24 protein-coding genes are annotated in these 23,626 nt (G+C 61.9%); 15 read left to right on the forward strand and 9 right to left on the reverse strand.

The window, feature by feature from the left end:
* Positions 1–6: 6 nt before the first annotated feature.
* Genes znuB through O5O48_RS04325 form a run of 3 tightly spaced genes read right to left on the reverse strand, consistent with a single transcriptional unit; the run spans position 7 to position 2,046 of the window.
* Positions 7–792: a zinc ABC transporter permease subunit ZnuB gene (gene znuB, locus O5O48_RS04315; RefSeq protein WP_269688249.1), complete on the reverse strand. Its 786-nt coding sequence runs from the start codon at positions 790–792 to the stop codon at positions 7–9.
* On the reverse strand, positions 785–1,555 hold the full coding sequence (gene znuC / locus O5O48_RS04320) for a zinc ABC transporter ATP-binding protein ZnuC (RefSeq protein WP_088276938.1): 771 nt from the start codon (positions 1,553–1,555) through the stop codon (positions 785–787). Before znuC ends, znuB begins: the two co-directional genes overlap by 8 nt.
* Positions 1,552–2,046, reverse strand: coding sequence for a Fur family transcriptional regulator (locus tag O5O48_RS04325; RefSeq protein ID WP_088276936.1), 495 nt, complete (start codon positions 2,044–2,046; stop codon positions 1,552–1,554). The genes znuC and O5O48_RS04325 overlap by 4 nt, the downstream gene beginning before the upstream one ends.
* A gap of 106 nt (positions 2,047–2,152) precedes the next feature.
* Here O5O48_RS04325 and O5O48_RS04330 point away from each other — a divergent pair, with 106 nt between their 5' ends.
* The 3 genes from O5O48_RS04330 to O5O48_RS04340 all read left to right on the forward strand — a co-directional run bounded on the left by O5O48_RS04330 (position 2,153) and on the right by O5O48_RS04340 (position 4,199).
* Positions 2,153–3,049: a zinc ABC transporter substrate-binding protein gene (locus O5O48_RS04330; RefSeq protein ID WP_233048708.1), complete on the forward strand. Its 897-nt coding sequence runs from the start codon at positions 2,153–2,155 to the stop codon at positions 3,047–3,049.
* Positions 3,050–3,437: 388 nt separating this feature from the next.
* Entirely contained in the window at positions 3,438–3,773 is a 336-nt protein-coding gene (locus O5O48_RS04335) for a hypothetical protein (RefSeq protein ID WP_233048707.1), read from the forward strand.
* Between the two features lie 72 nt (positions 3,774–3,845).
* Positions 3,846–4,199, forward strand: a complete 354-nt coding sequence (locus O5O48_RS04340; protein ID WP_269688250.1) for a DUF4870 family protein — start codon at positions 3,846–3,848, stop codon at positions 4,197–4,199.
* Positions 4,200–4,211: 12 nt separating this feature from the next.
* Here the strand turns inward: O5O48_RS04340 and O5O48_RS04345 are convergent, their stop codons facing one another.
* The 3 genes from O5O48_RS04345 to O5O48_RS04355 all read right to left on the reverse strand — a co-directional run bounded on the left by O5O48_RS04345 (position 4,212) and on the right by O5O48_RS04355 (position 6,078).
* Positions 4,212–4,742, reverse strand: a complete 531-nt coding sequence (locus tag O5O48_RS04345; RefSeq protein WP_233048705.1) for a metal-dependent hydrolase — start codon at positions 4,740–4,742, stop codon at positions 4,212–4,214.
* A gap of 89 nt (positions 4,743–4,831) precedes the next feature.
* The gene (locus O5O48_RS04350) at positions 4,832–5,785 is read right to left on the reverse strand and encodes a homoserine kinase (RefSeq protein WP_233048704.1); all 954 of its coding nucleotides are present in this window, start codon (positions 5,783–5,785) and stop codon (positions 4,832–4,834) included.
* Positions 5,786–5,793: 8 nt separating this feature from the next.
* The gene (locus O5O48_RS04355; RefSeq protein WP_088276924.1) at positions 5,794–6,078 is read right to left on the reverse strand and encodes a DUF2782 domain-containing protein; all 285 of its coding nucleotides are present in this window, start codon (positions 6,076–6,078) and stop codon (positions 5,794–5,796) included.
* A gap of 72 nt (positions 6,079–6,150) precedes the next feature.
* On the opposite strand from O5O48_RS04355, the gene polA reads away from it, so the two are divergent.
* On the forward strand, positions 6,151–8,892 hold the full coding sequence (gene polA, locus O5O48_RS04360) for a DNA polymerase I (RefSeq protein ID WP_228245614.1): 2,742 nt from the start codon (positions 6,151–6,153) through the stop codon (positions 8,890–8,892).
* Between the two features lie 381 nt (positions 8,893–9,273).
* On the opposite strand, the gene yihA is transcribed toward polA, so the two are convergent.
* The gene (gene yihA / locus O5O48_RS04365) at positions 9,274–9,924 is read right to left on the reverse strand and encodes a ribosome biogenesis GTP-binding protein YihA/YsxC (RefSeq protein WP_228245613.1); all 651 of its coding nucleotides are present in this window, start codon (positions 9,922–9,924) and stop codon (positions 9,274–9,276) included.
* 323 nt (positions 9,925–10,247) lie between these two features.
* Here yihA and O5O48_RS04370 point away from each other — a divergent pair, with 323 nt between their 5' ends.
* The 7 genes from O5O48_RS04370 to O5O48_RS04400 all read left to right on the forward strand — a co-directional run bounded on the left by O5O48_RS04370 (position 10,248) and on the right by O5O48_RS04400 (position 17,958).
* Positions 10,248–10,856 carry a c-type cytochrome gene (locus O5O48_RS04370; protein WP_088276918.1) on the forward strand — a complete coding sequence of 203 codons (609 nt, stop codon included), beginning with the start codon at positions 10,248–10,250 and terminating at the stop codon, positions 10,854–10,856.
* Between the two features lie 162 nt (positions 10,857–11,018).
* On the forward strand, positions 11,019–11,657 hold the full coding sequence (locus O5O48_RS04375; protein WP_233048701.1) for a thiol:disulfide interchange protein DsbA/DsbL: 639 nt from the start codon (positions 11,019–11,021) through the stop codon (positions 11,655–11,657).
* A 51-nt stretch (positions 11,658–11,708) separates the two neighbouring features.
* Entirely contained in the window at positions 11,709–12,518 is an 810-nt protein-coding gene (locus tag O5O48_RS04380) for an endonuclease/exonuclease/phosphatase family protein (RefSeq protein ID WP_088277045.1), read from the forward strand.
* Positions 12,519–12,571: 53 nt separating this feature from the next.
* Positions 12,572–14,257 (forward strand): GGDEF domain-containing protein, encoded by a 1,686-nt coding sequence (locus O5O48_RS04385; RefSeq protein WP_269688251.1) that lies wholly within the window; start codon positions 12,572–12,574, stop codon positions 14,255–14,257.
* Complete coding sequence (locus O5O48_RS04390) at positions 14,254–15,138, forward strand: N-acetylmuramoyl-L-alanine amidase (protein WP_269688252.1); 885 nt, start codon at positions 14,254–14,256, stop codon at positions 15,136–15,138. Before O5O48_RS04385 ends, O5O48_RS04390 begins: the two co-directional genes overlap by 4 nt.
* A gap of 7 nt (positions 15,139–15,145) precedes the next feature.
* Complete coding sequence (locus O5O48_RS04395; protein ID WP_269688253.1) at positions 15,146–16,375, forward strand: nucleoside recognition domain-containing protein; 1,230 nt, start codon at positions 15,146–15,148, stop codon at positions 16,373–16,375.
* A 218-nt stretch (positions 16,376–16,593) separates the two neighbouring features.
* Complete coding sequence (locus tag O5O48_RS04400; RefSeq protein ID WP_269688254.1) at positions 16,594–17,958, forward strand: ribonuclease J; 1,365 nt, start codon at positions 16,594–16,596, stop codon at positions 17,956–17,958.
* Between the two features lie 84 nt (positions 17,959–18,042).
* On the opposite strand, the gene O5O48_RS04405 is transcribed toward O5O48_RS04400, so the two are convergent.
* The gene (locus tag O5O48_RS04405) at positions 18,043–19,347 is read right to left on the reverse strand and encodes an NAD(P)/FAD-dependent oxidoreductase (RefSeq protein ID WP_269688255.1); all 1,305 of its coding nucleotides are present in this window, start codon (positions 19,345–19,347) and stop codon (positions 18,043–18,045) included.
* Between the two features lie 101 nt (positions 19,348–19,448).
* A complete protein-coding gene (locus tag O5O48_RS04410; RefSeq protein ID WP_088276904.1) occupies positions 19,449–19,943 on the reverse strand; it encodes an Lrp/AsnC ligand binding domain-containing protein in 495 nt (164 codons plus the stop codon).
* A 143-nt stretch (positions 19,944–20,086) separates the two neighbouring features.
* On the opposite strand from O5O48_RS04410, the gene O5O48_RS04415 reads away from it, so the two are divergent.
* The 4 genes from O5O48_RS04415 (at position 20,087) to O5O48_RS04430 (ending at position 23,561) form a co-directional block, all read left to right on the forward strand.
* Complete coding sequence (locus tag O5O48_RS04415) at positions 20,087–21,388, forward strand: D-amino acid dehydrogenase (protein WP_269688256.1); 1,302 nt, start codon at positions 20,087–20,089, stop codon at positions 21,386–21,388.
* Positions 21,363–21,722, forward strand: a complete 360-nt coding sequence (locus O5O48_RS04420; RefSeq protein WP_269688257.1) for a RidA family protein — start codon at positions 21,363–21,365, stop codon at positions 21,720–21,722. Before O5O48_RS04415 ends, O5O48_RS04420 begins: the two co-directional genes overlap by 26 nt.
* 113 nt (positions 21,723–21,835) lie before the next feature.
* Positions 21,836–22,906, forward strand: coding sequence for an alanine racemase (gene alr / locus O5O48_RS04425; protein ID WP_269688258.1), 1,071 nt, complete (start codon positions 21,836–21,838; stop codon positions 22,904–22,906).
* A 106-nt stretch (positions 22,907–23,012) separates the two neighbouring features.
* Positions 23,013–23,561: a cupin domain-containing protein gene (locus tag O5O48_RS04430; RefSeq protein WP_228245601.1), complete on the forward strand. Its 549-nt coding sequence runs from the start codon at positions 23,013–23,015 to the stop codon at positions 23,559–23,561.
* The last annotated feature ends 65 nt before the right edge of the window (positions 23,562–23,626 follow it).

The raw sequence follows: 23,626 nt of genomic DNA on the forward strand, positions 1-23,626 counted from the left end.
AGCCGCTCAGGCGCGGCGAGGAATCGCCAGCGCCAGCATGAACATGCCAGCCGCGCAGACCACGATGGAGGGACCCGCCGGGGTATCCAGCTGCCAGGACAACGCCAGCCCACCGAGTACCGCCAGCATGCCCAGCACACTGGCACCCAGCGCCATCTGCTCCGGTGTTCGGGCATGACGCTGGGCCGCCGCTGGCGGAATAATCAGCAACGAGGTGATCAGCAGTACGCCCACCACCTTCATCGCCACCGCAATGACGATGGCGATCAGCAACATCAAGGCGAGCCGAATCGCCGTTACCGGCAAGCCTTCTACCCGTGCCAGCTCCTCGTGAACGGTAATCGACAGCAGGCTGCGCCAGAGCATGCTCATCAGCACCAGCACGATCAGCAGCCCGCCGAGCATCCAGGCCAAGTCCGTCGCCGTGATCGCCAGAAGGTCTCCGAACAGGTAGGCCATGAGGTCGACCCGCACGTTTTCGGTCAGCGCCAGCACCACCAGTCCGAGTGACAGGGTACTGTGCGCGAGAATCCCCAGCAGGGTATCGCTGGCGAGCCACTCCTTGTGCTGCAACGCCACCAGCAGTACCGCGATCAGAACGCAGCCCGCCGTCACCGCCAGCGTCAGGTTAATGTCCAGCAACATGCCGAGCGCCACACCCAGCAGCGCCGAGTGCGAAAGCGTATCGCCGAAATAGGCCATCCGCCGCCAGACCACAAAGGAACCCAGCGGACCGGCTACCAGCGCCAGCGCCAGACCGGCCAACAGCGCGTAAACAAGAAAATCAGGCATGCTTGCAGTCAGGTCCGTGGCTGTGTTCGTGGGGTACGACTTCGCCGTGCAGGTCATGGGCGTGGTCGTGATGGTGGTTGTAGACCGCCAGCGCGCTGGCCTGCTCGCCAAACATGGCAACAAACGCCGGATCCAGGCTAACCTGCTCGGGATGGCCCGAGCAGCAGACATGACGATTGAGGCATACCACCGTGTTGGTGGTGGCCATGACCAGATGCAGATCATGGGAGACCATCAGCACGCCGCAGCCGTAGCGATCACGCAGCCGGGTAATGAGTTGATACAGCTCGATCTGACCATTGACGTCGACGCCCTGTACCGGCTCATCGAGCACCAGCAGATCGGGCTGGCGCAACAGGGCCCGCGCCAGCAGAATGCGTTGCAGCTCGCCACCGGACACCTGCTGCAGCGGCCGTGCGATCAGGTGCTCGGCGCCGACTTCGGCCAGCGCCGCCTCGACTGCCGGGCGCCTGGTACCCGGCACCAGCAGTAGAAAACGCAGTACCGTCAATGGCAGCGACGGATCGATCTGCAGCTTCTGCGGCATATAGCCGATGCGCAGGCGCGGCTGGCGCCAGACCTTGCCGCCACTCGCCTTGAGCAGGCCGAGTACAATCCGTACCAGGCTGGTCTTGCCGGCACCATTGGGACCGATCAGGGTAACGATCTCGCCGCGCCTGACGCTCAGGTTCACACCCTCCAGCACGTCGGTTGCATTCAGCCGCAGACTGACGTTGCCGAGAGACAGCAGCTCGTCGCTCATGCTGCCGCCTGACACTGGGCACACAGCCCGCTGATTTCGACCGTTTCACTGCTGACAGAAAAGCCGTGGGTTGTGGCAGCTGCCGCGATGGCATCACTGATCCCGGCTTCCTCCAGTTCGATGGCAATATGGCAGTTAAGGCAGATCAGAAAATGGCCCTGATGGCGGTGCTCCGGACTCGGGCAGCCGATGAAGGCATTGAGCGAGGCAATTCGATGCACCAGCCCCTGCTCCTGCAGAAAGTCCAGCGCCCGGTAAACCGTCGGCGGCGCCGCACGGCGACCATCGTCGCGTGACAGGGTTTCCAGAATATCGTAAGCACCCAGGGGCTTATGGCTTTGCCAAACCAGCTCAAGCACACGCTTGCGCAAGGCGGTGAAACGCACGCCGTCACGGGCGCACACCTGTTCGGCTGCACTCAGTGCATGACTGACACAATGCGCGTGGTTGTGCGGCTGCTGCGGATCGGGAAGGGTAGTGGAGTCGCTCATGCTGACGCCTCGCTGGCTGCGTACCGCAGTCGAATGACAAGCGGGACTTTTCAGAGGTCAATGACCTGTTATCATATAACAACTCTGCTTCCCGAGGTATTCCCCCATGTCGATCCGTTTCCTGCTGGCCCTGGCAGCCGGCCTGCTGCTGTCTTTTCCGTCAATGGCAGACAGCCGCATTCTGACCAGCATCAAGCCAATCCAGCAGATCACAGCCGCTCTGCTCGACGGTATCGACGAGCCCGCAGTACTGCTGCCACCGGGCGTATCACCACACGCCTTCGCACTCAGACCTTCCGATCGCCGCGCCCTTGCCGAGGCGGAGCGTATTTACTGGATAGGCCCCGACCTTGAGCGCTTCCTTGACAGCCTGCTGCACGACAATGCCCGGGCCCGCGAACTGATGGCGGTTGCCAATCTCACCCTACGCGAATTCGACGAGGAACACGCCGACGACCACCACAGCCACGATCACGACGCCAACAGCCTCGACCCGCACATCTGGCTGTCACCCGACAACGCATTGACGCTGGCACGCTGGATGAAGACCGACCTGGCACCGCTCTACCCGGAACAGGAAGCTCGTCTGGACGCCAACCTGCATCGGTTCGAGCAACAGCTCAGTGCCTTGCAGGCGCAACTACGCACACGCTTCGCCCCGCTCAAGAACAAGCCCTACTTCGTCTTCCACGATGGTTACGGCTATCTGGAGGAATACCTCGGCATCGAACACCGCGGCGTATTCAGTCTGGCCCACGAGATCCAGCCGGGCGCACGGCACGTCAACGAGCTGCGTGAAGACCTGCGCAGCGCGGGCCGCGCCTGCGTATTCAGCGAACCCCAGTTCACCCCGCGGCTGATTGCCAGCCTGACCGAAGGCCTGCCGGTCGAAACCGCCCAGCTTGATCCTCTGGGCGCCGACATTGCAGTTGGTGCGGACGGCTATGTCACATTACTGACCAACCTCACAGACCACCTGGCCGGCTGCCTGACGAAACTCTGAGCTCTGACGCCGCTTCGAAACAAACCGAACGCCATACCCTGACACGGCGTTCGGTCCATGTGCAGACAAAAGGCAATTTGCTGACGCCAATTTGTAGACCTGCAATATCAAAATGCCTTAACCTTGCCGACAGACTTGCTGACAAATTCGACCCAGAGGCTGCCAGCACCTGCGACTCGCATCGATGTCGCGCGCCAAACGCCATGAAATTAACGCTCTACCCGGAGCAAGATGATAAGGACATCAGATGCGATTTCAGCCGCCCCTGAAGTTTGCAGGTACCGCCACTGACCTGCTCATCCCCTGCTCAAGCACACACCTGATCGGGGCATCCGCCCTGAACAGTTGGTCATACTAGTTCCCGCCCGCCACGTTAAGGACAACCTGCATGCTCACCACTACGAAGCATCTTTTTCTGGCCGTCAGCGCCATCACCCTGACCGCATGCTCCGGCGGGCCCTCGGAGGGCGATATCCAGGCCATGATGGAGAAGGAACTGGAGCAGACCAACAGCGCTGTCACCAGCATGGTTGGCGCGGACATGGCAAACGCCATGCGCACCGAAATCCACGACGTAACGCTGCATGGCTGCGATGAGGTGCGCGACGACGTTTACCGCTGCGATGTGGAGGTTGACCTTACCGCGCCCCTCATTGGTCGCAATGTTCAGCGCTCCAGCATCACCCTGGCAGAAACAGACGCTGGCTGGACCGTAACCCGCTGATCGCAGCACCAGAAACCGCGATCGGCACACACGCAGTAAACATCAACAACAGCAGGCAACAAGGAAGCACGCATGACTGACACAACTGTCCCCAACTCCTCTACCGACACCGGCTCCGCCAAAATCGTCTACATCCTCTACCTTGTGGGCCTGGTTATTGGTATCACCGGCATCATTGGCGTGGTCCTGGCCTACGTCAACAAGGACGGCGCACCGGACTGGCTCAAGAGCCATTACCAGTTCCAGATCCGCACTTTCTGGATCGGTGCGCTGTACATCCTGATTGGCGCGCTCCTGTCTATCGTTGTGATCGGCTGGCTGGTCCTGCTGTTCTGGATGGTATGGCTGATTGTCCGCTGCATCAAAGGCATGAAGGCGCTGGACAGCCAACAGGCGCACCCGAACCCGACCGGCTGGATGTTCTGATTCAGCAACATCTCAGGGCCCAGCAACGGGCCCGTTTGCCGAAGACATCCAGCGCCGCCTGGTGCGCCAGCGCCACAACGCCCATCCCCAGATCGCCAGCTCAACCAGAAATACCCAGTGAATGACAAAGTTCAGCCACCAGGGTTTGTAGCGCGCCGTGACGGTGACCAGTGAGTAACGCTGGTCAACAAAGGGTGCCAGCCACCAGATGTCGCCCGCCAGGGTATCAAGCAGCACATGCAGCATTCCGCCCAGGCTGAAGGCCAGCAGTAACCAGCCACCCGGCGCACGTCGTCGACACCGCGTCCAAAGCAGCGCAACAGCCAATAGACAGAGCCACAGCAACGGCCAGTGGCTGGGATAGCGATGGTGGTGCTTCATGCCCATATCCACGAAGTGGAAATAGAGCATATCGAAGTCGGGCGCGATGCCACCCAGCACACCCGCCGCAAGCAGCCAGGATGCCTTTGCGGGCGCTCGCCGTAACCGCTCCAGCAGATAGCTGGAGAGTACGTAGCCGGACGGCAGGTGGGCGGTCAGCATTCAGCAGACACTCCGCAACAGGGTTAAGAGGCAGTAGACACTACTGCGCTGTGACCCCGCGACCGCTGCGCGGTTCACCCGAGCGGCGGCTAAAGCGCAAGCGGCAAGCCGATACCCACCTGCTGATGCCGCCGCAGCAGCTGCAGAAAGTGCTCCGGGTCCTTGACCAGGACGCCGGGCTGCCCGGCATGCTGCTCCGCAGCGATATGTCGCGACAGCCAGAAGCGCAGCGCAGCCAGCCGCAACATGTCCGGCCAGCACTCCTGTTCGGCCGGGGTAAAGCGTCGCAGGGAGGCATAGCCCGCAAGTAGATTGCGAGTGAGGCGTGGCTCCAGTCCGCCGGTTTCATCCAGACACCAGTCGTTCACCGCAATGGCCACGTCGTAGAGCGCCCAGCCACTGGCGGCGTTGTAGAAATCGATCACCCCGCTCAGGTGATGGCCGTCAAACATGACGTTGTCACGGAACAAGTCGGCATGCAGCACCGCACGGGGCAGATCGGGCGACTGCTGCCGCCAGGCAACGATCCGATCCAGCAGCGCCTGCAACAGGCTCTCCAGATCGGCAGACTGCCGGGCAGACAGCCGTGGGAGATGATCCTGCATCCATGCCAGCCCGCGCTCACTGGTTCGTTCCAGCGAACTGGCGGCCGTGGCTGCATGCATTTGTGCCAGCCAGCGTCCGACCGCCTCGCAATGCGCCGCATCCGGCCGCTCGACATGCCGACCGGCCAGCCGTGGCTGTAGCATGGCGGGCTTACCGTTCAACTGATGCAATGCCACGCCCTGCCGATCGGTGACCGCATAGGGCACCGACAACTCGGCCCGGTGCAAGCAGTCGAGCAATTCGACGATAAACGGCAGGCCTTGCGGATCGCCGCGCTCGACCAGGGTAAGCACAAACTCGCCGCCGGTGCAGCTGACGAAGAAGTTGCTGTTCTCGCTGCCGCCCTCAATGCCCTGAACGTCGATCAGCCGACCGACCTCAAACCCGTCAAGAAAGGCATCCAGTTGCTCGCGACTGACCGGCGTAAAAACCGACATGCCTCAGCTCACCACTCGAAGATTTTCCACGACGGAATACGCAGGCCATTGGGCTGGTCGGAACGCACGTAGTTGCCGTCCTCATCCACCGCCACCAGATAATAGGGCGCGCCGGTCTTGGGGGTTACCTTGATGGCATAGAGAAAGCCGTTGACCCGGTACTCCTCAACGGTACGATCGCCTTCCTGACGGATGGTGACCTCGGGTTCGGTGGGAACTGCGTCCTGCGCCATGACCGAAACACTGCCCAACATCAGGAACGCGGCCAATCCAAAGCCAAGTTTGCGAATCATGATAGTCTTGTCCTTTGCATGAATGATGCACTCATTCTAGCCCCATTGGCCTTCGAAATGTTGACCTGACGCATGACAGACACTACCCCCCTCGTTCTTGTGGACGGCTCGTCCTACCTTTATCGCGCCTTCCATGCCCTGCCGCCGCTGACCACCAGCAAGGGCCAGCCCACCGGCGCGGTCAAGGGCGTTCTGAACATGCTCAAGAGTTTGCGCAAGCAGTACCCGAAAAGCCCCTTTGCCGTGGTTTTCGACGCCAAGGGCCCGACCTTCCGCGACGAGATGTTCGAGCAGTACAAGTCACATCGCCCGCCCATGCCCGACGACCTGCGTGCCCAGATCGAGCCCCTGCACGCGGCGGTGCGCGCGCTCGGCCTGCCGCTGCTGTGCGTGGACGGCGTAGAGGCTGACGACGTGATCGGCACCCTGGCCAGGCAGAGCGCCGACGCCGGCCGGGAGGTCGTGATCTCCACCGGCGACAAGGACATGGCCCAACTGGTCGATGAGCACATCACGCTGGTCAACACCATGACCAATACGGTGATGGATATTCAGGGCGTACACGACAAATTCGGCATCGGGCCGGAGCTGATCATCGACTACCTGGCGCTGATGGGCGACAAGGTCGACAACATCCCCGGAGTGCCCGGCGTCGGCGAAAAAACCGCGCTCGGCCTGCTGACCGGTGTCGGCGGCGGCCTGGACGTCATCTACAACAGTCTCGACAAGGTGCCCGAGCTGCCGATTCGCGGCGCCAAGAAGCTGCCCGAGAAGCTGCAGGAACACAAGGAGATGGCCTACCTCTCCTATCAGTTGGCAACGATCAAACTGGACGTTGAGCTGGAGGTAAAGGTCGATGCCCTGATGCCGGGCGAAGTTGACCGCGATACGTTGATCGCGCTGTACCGCGAGATGGAGTTCAAGACCTGGCTGGACGACCTGTTGCGCGAAGCCAAGGCTGACCCGAGTGCCGATGGCGCTGACGACGACAACGCGGAAACCGAGAAACGCTACGAGATCATCACCGAACAGGCCGATTTCGATCGCTGGCTCGACAAGCTCGAGAACGCCGAGCTGTTCGCCTTTGACACCGAAACCACCAGCATCGATGCCCAGCGCGCCGAACTGGTCGGTGTATCGCTGGCGGTCGAAGCCAACGAAGCCGCCTATATCCCGGTCGCCCACAGCTATATGGGCGTTCCCGATCAGCTCGACCGCAACGCGGTGCTGGCGGCGCTCAAGCCATATCTGGAAGATCCGAACAAGGCCAAGGTCGCGCAGCACGCCAAGTACGACATCAATGTGCTGGCCCATTACGATATCCGCGTGCAGGGCGTCGCCTTCGATACCATGCTCGAATCCTATGTGCTCGATGCCACCGCTACCCGCCACGACATGGACAGCCTCTCGCTCAAGTATCTGGGCCAGAGCACCATCAAGTTCGAAGACATCGCCGGCAAGGGCAGCAAGCAACTGACCTTTGATCAGATCGCACTGGAACAGGCCGGCCCCTACGCCGCCGAAGACGCCGACGTGACCCTGCGCCTGCACCAGGCCCTGTGGGCCAAACTGCAGCCACAGCCATCGCTGGCCAAGGTCCTGCAGGAAATCGAAATGCCGCTGATGCCGGTCCTGGCTGGCATCGAACGCAACGGTGCGCTGGTTGACGCCAAGCTGCTCGGCGAACAGAGCATCGAGTTGGGCGAGAAAATGGTCGCTCTGGAGCGTCAGGCATTCGAGCTGGCCGGCGAGGAGTTCAACCTCGGCTCACCCAAGCAACTGGGCGCCATCCTGTATGAAAAGCAGGGCCTGCCGGTGCTGTCGAAAACCGCCAAGGGCCAGCCATCGACCGCCGAGGCGGTGCTTGCAGAACTGGCCGAGCAAGGCTTCGAGCTGCCGCAGGTGATCATGCAGTACCGCAGCGTCAGCAAACTCAAGAGCACCTACACCGACCGCCTGCCGGAGCAGATCAACCCGCGTACCGGACGCATCCATACCTCCTATCATCAGGCGGTGGCGGCAACGGGTCGCCTGTCGTCCTCTGATCCGAACCTGCAGAACATCCCGATCCGCACCGCCGAAGGCCGCCGCATTCGCCAGGCCTTTATCGCGCCAAAGGGCTACAAACTGCTGGCGGCGGACTACTCGCAGATCGAGCTGCGGATCATGGCGCATCTGGCACAAGATGCCGGTCTACTGGACGCCTTCCGCCATGATCTCGATGTGCACCGCGCAACCGCTGCCGAGGTATTCGGCGTGGACCTGGAGGAGGTCACCACCGACCAGCGCCGCAGCGCCAAGGCCATCAACTTCGGCCTGATCTACGGCATGAGTGCCTTTGGTCTGGCCAAACAGATCGGTGTCGATCGCAAGCAGGCGCAGGCTTACATTGACCGCTACTTCACCCGCTACCCGGGCGTGCTGAGCTATATGGAACGCACCCGCGAGCAGGCCAGCGAGCAGGGCTACGTCGAAACCCTGTTCGGTCGCCGCCTGTACCTGCCGGAAATTCATGCCAAGAACCAGGCCATGCGCAAGGCTGCCGAGCGCACCGCGATCAACGCACCGATGCAAGGCACCGCTGCCGATATCATCAAGCGCGCCATGATCAAGGTCGCCCAATGGCTTGACGACAGCGCGCTGGACGCCCGTGTGATCATGCAGGTCCACGACGAACTGGTGCTGGAAGTGCGCGAAGACCAGATTGAGGCCGTCAGCCAGGGACTCAAGGAGCGCATGGGCCAGGCCGCAGACCTGGACGTACCGCTGGTGGTCGAGGTCGGCGTGGGCAACAACTGGGACGAAGCGCACTAAGGGCGGCCCTTTGGGCCGAGCCGCAAGCTTCAAGCTTCAAGCTAAACCCTATCACTCACTACCGAGTGGCTTGCGGCTTGCGGCTTGCGGCTTGCGGCTTGCGGCTTGCGGCTTGCGGCTTGCGGCTGAAAACGGCAGCGCCTAAGCGCTGCCGTTTTCATAACCAACCCATCTAAAAATTTTTTTGAACTTATCCCGAACCTGCCCGGTCAGAGCTTATGAACGGCTTGAGAGCCATTCATGCTCCTTAGATGTGATTTAGTGTTGGCAGAAAAACCGGGCACTCCCTTTCCTAGCACAGCCCGGTTAGTTGAACCCCGAGCCTCCCTCCCCATAGAAGCTCGGGGTTTTTTTTACGTTTTTTTTGCCAACTCCGGAGAATCAGGACTCCAACTCTTCCTGCCCAGCCTCTGCCTCCGGCGGGAACAGCCAGCCAGCCAGCACCTCATGCGCCTGCTCAACCCCCTGGCGCTTGGGCGATGAAAACAGCTGCACTGTGGCATCGGAACGCAGCTCCTTGCGCATTCTCGCCTGCACCTTGAGCAGCTCGTTCTTGGCCGCACCATAGGCCAGCTTGTCCGCCTTGCTCAGCAGTACATGGGCCGGGATGCCACTCTTGCGAGCCCATTCCAGCATCATGCAGTCGAAATCCGACAGGGGATGACGCAGATCCATGACCAGCACCAGGCCCGCCAGACTGCGACGGCCGGTGAGATAGGCGTCCAGATGCTGTTGCCAGTGCGCCTTCAATTCCAGTGGCACCTTGGCGTAGCCGTAACCGGGCAGGTCCACCAGCCGTCGCTCATCATCCAGCCGAAAGAAGTTGATCAATTGCGTGCGGCCAGGCGTTTTGGAGGTCCGCGCCAGTCGGGCGTGGGTCAGCGTATTGAGCGCGCTGGACTTGCCGGCGTTGGAGCGTCCGGCAAAGGCCACTTCCAGACCGATATCAGGCGGGCACTGGGTAACCAGACTGGCGCTTTTGATAAAGGTGGCCTGCTGGCAGAGAGAAACAAGTGGAGTACTCGAGGACATGGGATTTCCGTTTGGGCCGACATACCAAAGCCGGGCACTGATGACATTCACGTTTGCGGCAGGCTTAGTATATAATGCCGCGGTTATGGGAAGCACTGACCAATTGACCCGCGCCCAGGCGCAGGGTGATGGTCGGTCAGCCCGAGAACCCAGAAGCGCCGCAGGTGCGACCCGGGGTGCGGCATTTCAGCCATTGCACCCTGCGCAGCGCGCGGCTAGCATGGGGCAAACAATCACGGCTGCCTGCCCTTGATAACGCGGTCATTAAGGCCGGACTGCAGGCACTGCCAACCGTTTTCTTTTAGCCGTTATTGGATTAGCCGATGAATAAATTACTCGTTAGTCTGGCGTTGACCCTGGGCGTCGCCACTGGTGCGCACGCTGTTGAGGGCAATGCTGAAGCTGGCCAGGCCAAGGCTGCCGTTTGCGGCGCCTGCCACGGAGCAGACGGCAACAGCGCTGCACCAAACTTCCCGAAACTGGCCGGTCAGGGCGAGCGCTACCTGCTCAAGCAGATCACCGACATCAAGGAAGGCCGTCGCAACGTCATCGAGATGACCGGCATTCTTGACGGCATGAGCGAACAGGACATGGCTGATCTGGCTGCCTATTACGCCTCCCAGACCGGCACCCTTGGAGTTGCTGATCCGGCGCTGGCAGCCCGTGGCGAAGAAATCTTCCGTGGCGGCAACCTGGAAACCGGCCTGCCTGCGTGCACCGGCTGCCACTCCCCGACCGGTCAGGGTAACGCTCCGGCAGCCTACCCGCACCTGGCTGGCCAGCACGCGGCTTACACTGCCAAACAGCTGACCGACTTCCGCGAAGGCAACCGTACCAACGACGGCGACAGCATGATCATGCGCACCGTTGCCAGCCGCCTCAGCAACAAGGATATCGAGGCTGTTGCCAGCTATATCCAGGGCCTGCGTTAAGCGCGCGCACTGTTGCAATGAAAAGGGGTAGCCATCGGCTACCCCTTTTTGCATGCGCGCTTTACTACGGTAATACCGCGCCACAGTTACGTCTGGTAATCGCGGAATCTTTGCTCTACTGTCGGGTCTGAAATCTGTCACTACCCCGTAATGGAGAACTACATGCGTGTGTTGTTCAGCGTTGCCCTGATCTGGCTGCTCGGCAGCTTTGCACTGGCCCAGGCTCAAGAGACTACCTACCAGGAAGGCGTCCACTACGTCGTTCTGCCAACTCCGGCGCCCACCCAGGATCCTGACAAAATCGAAGTAGCTGAACTGTTCTGGTATGGCTGTTCACACTGCTATGCCTTCCAGCCAACCATCGATGCCTGGTCCAAGACACTGCCGGAAGACGTCAACTTCCGTCCGGTGCCTGCGATGTTCGGTGGAGCCTGGAATACCCACGGCCAACTGTTCTACACCCTGGACAGCCTCGGCAAGCTGGAAGAAACCCACAACGCGGTGTTTAACGCTATCCATCGTGAAAAAAACCCGCTGCAGAACACCGAAGCAATGGCTGAGTTTCTTGCCCCCTACGGCGTCAGCAACGAAGAATTCGAGCGCGCCTGGTCGTCCTTCGGCGTGAAAAGCCGCCTCGATCAGGCCGGGCGCCTTGCCCGCGACTACCGCGCTACCGGCGTTCCCTGCCTGATCGTCAATGGCAAGTACCGCATCGAAGGCAGGATGGCCGGTACCTTCGAGAACATGCTGAAAATTGCCGAGTACCTGGTCGAGCAGGAGCGCCAGGCCAAGCAGGGCTAAATGATGCTGTCCGTCGGCAACATCAGCTCGACCCGCACCACCCGGGGCCATATGGCGCCGGGTGAACTGCGGATCAACAGCCAGTGCCAGACAGAGCAGCGCCCACTACCGGAAATACTCCGCCTGTTGAGCTTCAACATTCAGGTCGGCATCAACACACAGAAGTATCATCACTACCTGACCCGCAGCTGGCAGCATCTGCTGCCCAGCGCCAGCCGTCAGCACCAGCTGGGCAAGGTCGCCCAGCTGCTCAACGAGTTTGACCTTGTTGCCCTGCAGGAGGTCGACGGCGGAAGCCTGCGCTCAGGCTTCGTCAATCAGGTTGAGCATCTGGCCAGGGAAAGCGGTTTCCCTTACTGGTACCAGCAATTGAACCGCAATCTTGGCCGCTTCGCCCAGCACTCCAACGGGCTCCTGAGCCGCTATGCGCCGGACCTGCTGGAAGACCACAAGCTGCCGGGCATTCTGCCGGGCCGCGGCGCCATCCTGACCCAGTTCGGCCAGGGCGAGGAGTCATTGCTGGTGGTCATGATGCATCTGGCACTGAGCACCAAGGGCCGCGCCAACCAGCTCGCCTACGTACGCGAACGCATCGCCGATCACCGCCACGTCGTCCTGATGGGCGACATGAACACCCACGCCGAAGATCTGCTGCAGCACTCGCCACTGAAAGGGGCAGACCTCCAGGCCCCCGACCTGCCCGGCACCTATCCCAGCTGGAAGCCGGCGCGTGTACTTGACCACATTCTCGTTAGCCCCAGCCTCAGCGTTGAGCAGGTTGATGTGCTGCCACATGCCATTTCCGACCACCTGCCGGTTGCCATGCATATCAAATTGCCTTCCCCCCTATGTAAAGGCTAGTCAGAACATCTGCATCACCTATAATCTCTGAGACACCAATCCTTGGAGCACCCATGCCGGATATCCACCCTATCGCCGAAGGCTCTTGCCAGACTGTTGAGCCCGGCGAGCAGACGGAACTGCTCAAGCGAGGGTTGGTTCGCGTCAGTATTGCCGCATCAGGCATCGACCCCCTGCTGGACAAGCGCCTGAACGAGTTGCGTCGTGCCCTGCGGGCGGATGCACCACCCAGCATGCTGGCCGACCTGCTGCCCAAGCTGGAACATGCCGTGCTCACCGCTGACCAGAAACGTCAGGAGCGCGCCAGCAATATCGCCAAAAGCCTGCAGACCATCATCGAACAACTGCAGGACAGCGAACCGCCGAAGGACGCAGCCAAGGCACTGCGCACGCTCGGTCGCCGTCTGACTGATCTGGGTGAGCTGCCACGCCAGCTCGACAGCATTCTTGGAGACCTTCAGCAACTGCAGGGCGAGATCCTCCAGTCCGAGCCGGAAGCAGAAACCGCCGGCCTGTGGGGGCGTCTGTTCGGTCGCGGTGAACGCCGCGCTGACAATGAACCCAGCCAGGCGGACCCTCTGCCTGAGGCGAGCGAACAACTCGCGCATCATGAAGATGATCAGGCCGGGCCTGTCGAGCCAGAGCAACCGGCCATCACAGGTGTGATCAGCGGAGAACAACAGAGCTTCTCCCAGGTCGCCGCCCATATAGAGTCTATCCTGCTGAACCTGCTTAACGAGCTGCAGGTGATAGAAGTCCAGCAGACCATTCGCGACCGCCTGCGTGAGCAGGTCAGTCGCGGGCTCAACTGGTATGAACTGGCTGCGCTGCTCGACAGCCTGACCGGCTTGATACTGGGTGCCCAGCAGAGTCGCCAGGCGGAGTTTGAGGGCTATCTGCAGCAGTTGAACCAGCGTCTTAGCCAGTTCCAGGGCAATCTTGAGCAAGCACACACCAACTACAACGGCTCACTTGAGGCGGAACGGGAACTGGCCGGCGATATTCGCAACCAGGTCGCCGACCTCAATGAGAACGTGCGCGACGCAGACGATTTGAGCTCACTCAAGGCCAATGTGGAGTTGCGACTCAACTCCCTGCTGGAAAACATCGACCGCGCCCGTGAACTGCGCGAGGAACGTGATAACAAGGTTTCGCAACAGCTCACCACCATGGTCGAGCGCATTCAGGTGATGGAGGTAGAAGCGCAGACCTTCCGCCGCCACCTGGAGGAGCAGCGCCGCCAGGCCATGATCGATAGCCTGACCGGGCTGGCCAATCGCGCCGGACTGCAGCGCCGCATGGAAGAGGAACACGAGCGCTGGCAACGCTATGGCGGCCGGTTGCTGCTGGTGGTGCTGGACGTGGATCACTTCAAGTCGATCAACGACCGTTTCGGCCATCTGGCAGGCGACAAGGTATTGCGACTGATTGCCCAGCAACTCTCGCGGCGACTGCGCAAGACCGACTTCATCGGCCGCTTTGGTGGTGAGGAGTTTGTCATCCTGATGCCGGGCGTCACGCCTGAGCAGGGAGCCACCGCACTGGAAGAGCTGCGCAACGGGATTGAACACGCCCCGTTCCACTTCAAGAACGAACCGGTGCCGGTGACCATCTCCATCGGTTTCACCGAGTTCCGCGAAGGCGACACTCTGGACAGCACCTTCGAGCGCGCAGACCGAGCCATGTACCAGGCCAAGGAAGCCGGCCGCAACCGGATAGTCGCCGCCGATTCACCATGAGCCATGCCCTGCGCCTTACCCTGCTGTTCTTCTGCGCGGCGCTGCTCAACGCGTGCAGCCCGGCACTCATTATTGATGACCGCTATCAGGCTCGCAGCCAGGACAGTCGCAGCCAATATATCGTCCTGCACTACACCTCGTCCGGGTTCGAGCGCTCGCTGCATACCCTGACCGAGAAGGACGTCAGCAGCCACTATCTGATCAGCGACCATGATCCGGTTATCTACCGGCTGGTCGACGAGAACCGTCGGGCGTGGCACGCAGGAGAAAGCAGCTGGCGCGGCAGAACCTGGCTCAACAGCAGCTCGATCGGCATTGAGCTGGTACACCCGGGCTATATCGACCAGGCAAGCTGTCGCCAGTGGCCGCCCTGGGATCCGCGTCAGATTGAGGCGCTGATTCGGCTGCTGCGCGACATCCAGCAACGCCACGGCATTAGCCCGGAAAATGTGCTCGGACACAGTGATATCGCTCCCCAGCGCAAGGTCGATCCGGGGCCGCTTTTCCCCTGGCAGCAACTGATCGACGCCGGCGTCGCCGTCGGCCCAGACCCTCAGCGTCAACGCGTCATGCAGCACTGGCTGGGCGGGCGTATACCGACTATCAGCTGGTTCCAGAACGCCCTGCACGACTGGGGCTACGACGCTCCGTTGCATGGCGAACTGGATGAGGCAACCCGCAACGTGATTGCGGCGTTCCAGATGCGTTTTCGCCCCGCCCGCTTCGACGGTCTACCCGACAGCGAAACCGCCGCCATTCTGGCCGCGCTGGTACCGGGCCAGGCCAGCATCCTGCTGAACCAGTCGGCGCCACAGTGGTTCGACCCGGACGCCAACAGCCTGCCTCCGCGCCTGCCCCCCTGCAGCGCCAGCGGGGACTGACAGGCCCATGCTCAACTGGATCTGGCTTGGTTTTTTCCTCAGTGCCTTCGCCGCCGCGCTCTGGCAATGGCTGGGGCTGGGTGACGCGGAGGTATTCAGCCGGCTGGTCGCCGCACTGTTCGATATGGCACGCCTCAGCGTCGAGATCGTTCTGGTGCTGGTCGGCACCATGACCCTGTGGCTGGGCTTTTTGCAGATTGCCGAACGCGCTGGCCTGATTGCCGTCATGGCGCGCCTGCTTGATCCACTGTTCCGCCGACTGATGCCCGAGGTGCCCAGCGGGCATCCCGCCCTCGGTCATATCACCATGAACTTTGCCGCCAACGTGCTGGGGCTGGACAACGCCGCCACCCCCATCGGCCTCAAGGCCATGCACTCTCTGCAAAGCCTGAATCCCAGCAAGGATACGGCGAGCAACGCGCAGATCCTGTTCATGGTGCTGAACACCTCATCGCTCACCCTGCTGCCAGTCACCATCTTTATGTACCGCGCCCAGCAGGGCGCCAGCGATCCGACCGAAGTATTTCTGCCGATTCTGCTGGCAACCAGCGCCTCCAGCCTGGTTGGCCTGCTCAGCGTTGCCCTGATCCAGCGGCTGAAACTCTGGGACCCTGTAGTGCTGGCCTATCTGGCCGCCGGTGCAGCAGCGCTTGGGTTGCTGCTGACGATACTCGCCGGATTGTCGGCTGAAGCACTGGCCGCGACCTCGACCCTGGTGGGCAATCTCACCCTGTTCGGCATCGTCATCGCCTTTTTGCTGATTGCAGCGCTACGCAAGGTCAACGTGTACGACAGCTTTATCGAGGGGGCCAAGCAGGGTTTCGAGGTCTCCATCTCGCTGCTGCCATTTCTGGTCGCCATGCTGGTCGCCGTTGGCGTCTTGCGTGCCAGCGGCGTGCTCGACGCACTGCTCGATGGTATCCGCTGGCTGGTAGAGGGGCTTGGCTGGGACACTCGCTTTATCGACGCACTGCCCACCGCGTTCATCAAGCCACTCTCGGGCAGCGGTTCACGCGCGATGATGATCGAGACCATGAACACCTTCGGAGTCGACAGCTTCGCCGCCCAATTGGCCGCGACCTTTCAGGGCAGCACCGAGACTACGTTCTATGTGCTGGCGGTCTACTTTGGCGCGGTCGGCATCAGCCGCGTGCGCCACGCCCTCGGCTGTGCCCTGCTGGCCGACCTGGCCGGCATGCTTACAGCCATTGGGGTGTGTTATTGGTTTTTTGGCTAAAAGCAGCGGCAAGCGGCAAGCGGCAAGCGGCAAGCGGCAAGCAAAATCAGGATGCGCTCGGCCGCAGACCCAGCAACTGTTTTCGGCTCACCTATACTGCCGCCTGTTGCTGCAAGTAAAACCCGCACGATTCAACACCACACGGTTTTTACTTGCAGCTTAAAGCTTGAGGCTTGAAGCTGTCAGTTCCCGCTTCACAACCGATATAAGGCTTCCCAATGCGCGCCCGCTTCGATCAACTCCACCGCCAACCCGGCCCCTGGTTTGTGGCCCTCGGCGGCGCTGGCATGTTCGGGGCGAACTTTTATCTGTACGGCTCGGGTGGCGAATGGATTGCGGTGGACTGCGGCTTTGCCCTGAATCCGACACCCAGCGGGCGCAACAGTGTTTCGGTGCCAAGCCTGTCCGCACTGGAGCGGCACGACATCAAGCTGTCGGCGCTGCTGATTACCCACGGGCATGAAGATCACATCGGCGCCATTCCGCACCTGTGGCGTGCGCTGGATTGTCCGATTTACGCCAGCCCCTTTGCCGCCCAGCTGATTCGCGCCAAGCTTGATCCCGGCCTGACCTGGCCGCGCCTGCAGGAAATACGCCCGCTGGAGCCCATCGGCATCGGCGCCTTTCAGGCCGAATGGATTCCGGTCACCCACTCGATCCCCGAGTCGCACGCCATCGTGCTGGAGGTTGCCGGCAAGCGCCTGTACCACAGCGGCGACTGGAAGCTGGACAATCATCCGGTCGTTGGCGAGCTGACCGCGCAGGCCCGCTTACAGCAACTGGGCCGAGCCGGCATTGATGTCATCATCGGCGACTCGACCAACGCCCCGGTACCCGGCGCCAGTCGCTCCGAAGCCACGGTGCAAAATGGCCTGCAGGACGCCATTCGGCCCTGCCGCCAGCGAGTCATCGTCACCTGCTTTGCCAGCAACCTGGCGCGCCTGCACAGTCTGGCAGACATTGCCTTCGATTGCGGCCGCTACGCCGCGCTGCTCGGCCGCAGCCTGACCCACATGCACAGCATTGGCCGCGCCCAGGGCTATCTGCCTGGGCGTCCCGGTTACATCGGGCCATGGGAACTGGGCCATCTGCCGCGCGAGCAGCAGCTCTGGGTCTGCACCGGCAGCCAGGGTGAACCCGGGGCCGCGCTCGGCCGGCTGGCCGCCGGCAGCCATCCGCAGCTGAGCCTGGAGCCGGGCGACACGGTGATTTTCTCCTCGCGCCTGATTCCCGGCAACGAACTGGCACTGGAGCGCATCAAGCAGGGTCTGAAAGAGCAGGGCGTCGAACTGATCGACGACGACATGCAACCCGATGTGCACGCCTCTGGCCACCCGCCACAAGACGACCTGCGCCAGCTCTACAGCTGGCTGAAGGCCCGCCACCTGCTCCCCGTACACGGCGAGCGCTACCACCAGCAGGCACACATGGCGCTGGGACGCGAGCTGGGACTGGGCGGGCTGATACCCGCCAACGGCGACCTGATCGACCTCAGCGCTCACCCAGCCAAGGTGGCCGAACTGCCGTGGGGGTTGATCGACCTAAACCCGAGCGACAAGCCGCAAGCCTCAAGCCGCAAGTAAAACCCCGCAGCGCACGACTTTGCTGCCAGCTCACGCTTGTTTAGCTTGTAGCTTGCAGCTCCCCGCGCGCCCAAGCGCGCGGGGCTAAAACAGCTCTTTCGTCCGCTCCCACAACATGCCCATCGCCAGCAGCGGCGCGCGGAAGCGCTGACCGCCCGGGAAGGCCATATGCGGCACCTTGGCAAAGATATCGAAGCCGCTGCCAGCTTGGGCAGTAATGGCCTCCGCCAACAGCCGCGCGGCCAGGTGGGTGGCGTTGACGCCGTGGCCAGAGTAGGCCTGGGCGTAGAACACGTTCGGCTGGTCATCGAGGCGCCCGATCTGCGGCAGACGGTTGGCGCCGATGCCAATCATGCCGCCCCACTGGTACTCGATTTTCACATCCGCCAGCTGCGGAAACACCTTGAGCATTTTCGGCCGCATGTAGGCCGCTACGTCTGCCGGGTCGCGGCCAGAGTAGTGACAGGCACCGCCGAACAGCAGACGGTGATCGGCGGAGAGGCGGTAGTAATCCAGCGCAACGCGCTGGTCACACAACGCCATATTCTGCGGGATCAGGCTGCGCGCGCGTTCCTCGCCCAGCGGTTCGGTGGCAATCACGTAACTGCCGGCCGGAATCACGGTGCCGCCGAGTTTCGGATTCAGTTGTCCCATATAGGCATTGCAGCCCAGCACCAGCTGTTTGGCCCGTACCCGCCCAGTTGCGGTATGCACGGTCAGGGTGTCGCCATAGTCAATGCGGGTGACCGGCGAATGCTCGAACAGGCGCGCACCCAGCTGCCGCGCTGCCGCCGCTTCACCCAGCACCAGATTGAGCGGGTGCAGGTGGCCTGAGCCCATGTCGGTCATGCCGCCGATGTAGCGGTCGGAGCCGACCACGGTATGCAGCTGATCACGCTCGATGATAGTCATATCGTGACGATAGCCTAGCGACTTGAGCTCCTCGCGGTCGGCGAGAAAGCCCTCCATGTGCGCCGGCTTGTTGGCCAGATCGCAGTAGCCCATGGTCAGATCGCAGTCGATGTTGAAACGTGCCACCCGCTGGGTGACGATTTCGACCGCCTCGATGCCCATCAGCTTGAGGTTGCGTACGCCGTCTGCGCCAATCTGCTTTTCGAACCGGTCAACATCGTGACCAACGCCGCGAATCAGCTGACCACCATTACGGCCACTGGCGCCCCAGCCGATCTGATGCCCCTCCAGCAGCACCACCGACAGCCCGCGTTCGGCCAGTTCCAGCGCGGTGTTGACGCCGGTAAAGCCACCGCCAACGATGCAGACGTCGGCCTGCTCCTCCCCCTGCAGGACCGGCAGCCCGAGCTGCTGGTTGGTGGTCGCGGCGTAATACGAAGGAGCGTGCTCGTGGGTATGGGTTGAACTGCGCAGCATGGGGCTATCCGTTAGCGGTCGTTGGCGTTTGAAATCGTGAAACAGCGTAAATAAAAATTGACGCCCAGCATAACCAGATACCGCCGGCCCGACAATCCCGCTCAGTCTGCATCGGGAATCGGCAGCGCCAGCGTCTCCTTCAACTCTTCCATGACAATGTAGCTTTTCGACTCCCGCACACCCGGCAGACGCAGCAGGATGTCGCCCAGCAGCTTGCGATAGGACGCCATTTCGGAAATGCGCGCCTTGATCAGGTAATCGAAGTCACCCGATACCAGATGACACTCCAGCACATGCGGCAGCTTGATCGCGGCGCGGCGAAAGTCGTCGAAGATGTCGGCAGACTTGGAGTAGAGGCTGATCTCCACGAACACCAGCAGGTTCGCCTGCAGCTTGTGCGGGTTGAGCCGGGCACCGTAGCCAAGGATGAACTTCTCCCGCTCCAGCCGCTTCACCCGCTCCATGCACGGAGTGGTCGACAACCCCACCCGCTCGCCCAGCTCCACATAGGACATCCGCCCCTCTTCCTGCAGCAATTGCAGGATGTGCCGGTCAATCCGATCCAGCTCGCGACTGGAGGCCTTTCTTGTTTTCATGAAATACCCCTGAAAAACGTATTCGCAAAAGGATCTTGCTCTGTAACACGCAAAATAAACGAAAAATCAGCCCAGATCACTTGCCATAGAATAGCGATATCGCCCAAGGGCAAATTCACAGGAAATTTTCCGGGAGCAATGTCATGCAGGTTCTCATCCTCGGTAGTGGCGTCATTGGCGTTACCAGCGCCTGGTACTTGGCCCGCGCCGGCCATCAGGTCACCGTGGTTGATCGCCAGCCGGGTGCCGGGCTGGAAACCAGCTTCGGCAACGCCGGCATGATCTCCCCCGGCTACTCCGCCCCATGGGCTGCGCCGGGCGTGCCGTTCAAGGCGATCAAGTGGATGCTGGCCAAGCACCCGCCGCTGTCCATCCGCCCGACCAGCGACCCGCACCAGTACCGCTGGATGGTGCAGATGCTGGCCAACTGCACCGAAGCCCGTTATGCGATCAACAAGGAACGCATGATGCGCCTGGCGGAATACAGCCGCGACTGCCTGATGGACCTGCGCACCGACAGCGGCGTCGACTACGAACACCGCGAGCTGGGCACCCTGCAGGTATTCCGTACCCAGAAGCAGATGGACGCCGCCGCCCAGGACATCGCCGTGCTCGAACGCTGCGGGGTGCCTTACGAAGTCCTCGACCGTGAGGGCTGCGTGCGCGTAGAGCCCGGTCTGGCCGCCAGCGCCGACAAGATCATCGGTGGCCTGCGCCTGCCCAACGACGAGACCGGCGACTGCCACCTGTTCACCACCCGCCTTGCCGCCAAGGCAGCCGAGCTGGGCGTCGACTTCCGCTACAACTGCGCCATTGACGAGCTGCTCAGCGATGGCGCGCAGATCACCGGCGTGCGCCTGGAAAACGGCGAAGTGCTGACCGCCGACCGCTACGTGCTGGCCCTCGGCAGCTACTCGCCCAAGCTGGCTCGCCCGCTCGGCGTCGATCTGCCGATCTATCCGGTCAAGGGCTATTCGCTGACCCTGCCGGTTGCCGACGACGCCATGGCACCGGTTTCCACCATCATGGATGAAACCTACAAGGTTGCCGTCACCCGCTTCGCCGACCGCATCCGCGTGGGCGGTATGGCAGAGCTGACCGGTTTTGACGACACCCTGAAAGAAAAGCGTCGCGCAACACTGGAAATGGTTGTCTCCGACCTGTTCCCGCAGGGTGGCAAGGTGGCCGAAGCCACCTTCTGGACCGGGTTCCGCCCGATGACCCCGGACGGCACGCCGATCATCGGCGCCAGCCGCCTGCGCAACCTGTATTTCAACACCGGTCACGGCACCCTGGGCTGGACCATGTCCTGCGGCTCCAGCAAACTGCTGGCCGACCTGCTGTCCGGCGAAAAGCCCGCGCTAAACGCCGGCGATTACAGCTTTGACCGTTATACCAACCACAAGGAACACCAGCACCATGGCCATCCAGCGTCTGCACACTAACCACCGCATGAGTCAGATCGTGATTCACCAGAACACGGTCTACCTTGCCGGTCAGGTTGCCGCCGATGACGACCTTGCCAAGGACGCCGCCGAGCAGACCCGCAGCACCCTCGCAGAGATCGAGACGCTGCTGGCCGAGGCCGGCACCGACAAGACCAACATTCTGTCGGTGACCATCTACCTGAAGGATATCGACGCCGACTTCGAGGCCATGAACAGCGTCTGGGATCAGTGGCTGCCCGCCGGCACCGCTCCAGCCCGCGCAACCGTTGAAGCCAAACTCTGCGAGCCGGACATTCTGGTCGAGATGTCGGTCGTTGCTGCACTGCCCTGAGATTGCAGAAAAACCTGTTTCACCCTCTCAGTCACCGCTCCCACGCGTTCAGTGGTGTCTGATATTCTGACGGGGCACATTGCCCCGTCTTTTTTATTCAAGATGCCTTACCCATGCGCCCAGCCCAAGCACTGATCGATCTGTCTGCCCTGCGTCACAACTACCAACTGGCCAAATCGCTGTCCGGTCGCCGCGCGCTGGCGGTGGTCAAGGCCAACGCCTACGGGCATGGCGCCGTTCAATGCGCCGAAGCGCTGCAGGCCGATGCCGACGGCTTCGCCGTCGCCTGCATCGAGGAAGCGCTGGAGTTGCGCGCAGCCGGCATTCGCGGCCCGATCCTGCTGCTCGAAGGCTGGTTCGATGCCGACGAGCTGCCACTGCTGGCCGAGCATGACCTCTGGGCGGTGCTGCACCACGATGCCCAGCTGCAGCAACTGCAAGCGGCCACCCTCAGCCGACCGCTGCACATCTGGCTGAAGCTTGACAGCGGCATGCACCGGGTTGGTTTCAGCCCCGAGGAATACGCCACGATCTGGGGCCGTCTGGCCGCGCTGCCACAGGTAGCCAGCCTGACCAAAATCACCCACTTCTCCCGCGCCGACGAGCCCGACACCGGTCGTACCGAACAGCAGCTGGCGACCTTCGCCGTCGCCACTGCCGGGCTCGATGGCCCGGCCAGCCTGTGCAACTCACCCGGCATTCTGGCCTGGCCGCAGGCCCACAACGACTGGCTGCGCCCCGGCATCATGCTGTATGGCGCAACCCCGTTCGAGTTCGAGCAGGAGCATGCCGCGAAACTGCGTCCGGTGATGCAACTGACCTCGCGCATCATCGCCGTGCGCGAGTTGCCAGCGGGCGAGCCGATCGGCTACGGCTCACGCTTCGTCACCACCCGGCCAACCCGCGTCGGCGTGGTTGCCATGGGCTATGCCGACGGATATCCACGCCACGCCAAAGACGGTACACCGGTGCTGGTCGACGGCCAGCGCAGCCGACTGATCGGCCGGGTATCAATGGACATGCTGACCGTCGAACTGACCGACCTGCCCGGCAGCGGACTGGGCAGCAGCGTGACCCTCTGGGGTGATGGCCTGAACGCCAGTGAAGTGGCAGGCTGGGCCGACAGCATCCCGTACCAGCTGTTCTGCAACCTGAACCGGGTACCCCGTCACTACATTGGGTGATGGCGGCGGCACGGCTGTTGAAAATTCTGAACAGCCGTGCAATTATCCCCCGGTCGAATGCCCCCCTGCGGCGTTCAGTCCGACCATTCCCCGGAGGAATCTGCCATTGGACGTTGGTGCCCGTCTCAAAACCATCCGCAAACTCAAAGGTTTATCCCAACGTGAACTGGCCAAACGCGCCGGCGTCACCAACAGCACTATCTCCATGATCGAGAAAAACAGCGTCAGCCCCTCGGTCAGTTCACTGAAGAAAGTGCTCTCAGGCATCCCGATGTCGCTGGTCGATTTCTTCTCGCTGGAGCTGGAGGAAGACACCCAACGCAAGGTGATCTACCGCGCCGACGAATTGCTGGATATCGGCTCCAACGAAGTCACCATGAAACTGGTCGGCAAGGGGCACCCCAACCGTGCCTTCTCCTTCCTCAACGAGACCTACCCACCCGGCTCCGATACCGGCCCGGACATGCTCAACCACGAAGGCGAAGAAGCCGGCACCGTGGTCAGCGGCCAGCTGGAAGTGACCGTCGGCAGCGAGGTTTATGTACTGGAAACCGGCGACAGCTACTACTTCGACAGCAACCAGCCGCACCGTTTTCGTAACCCGTTCGACGAGCCCTGCGTGCTGATCAGCGCGACGACACCCGCCAACTTCTAAGCTTCCGCCGATGACTCGTAGGGTGGAGAACGCCACAGGCTTCTCCACCGCGCGATCTGGACCAC

Source organism: Halopseudomonas sp. MFKK-1 (genome assembly GCF_027474385.1).
In the GTDB taxonomy this organism is placed as follows: Bacteria; Pseudomonadota; Gammaproteobacteria; order Pseudomonadales; family Pseudomonadaceae; genus Halopseudomonas; species Halopseudomonas aestusnigri.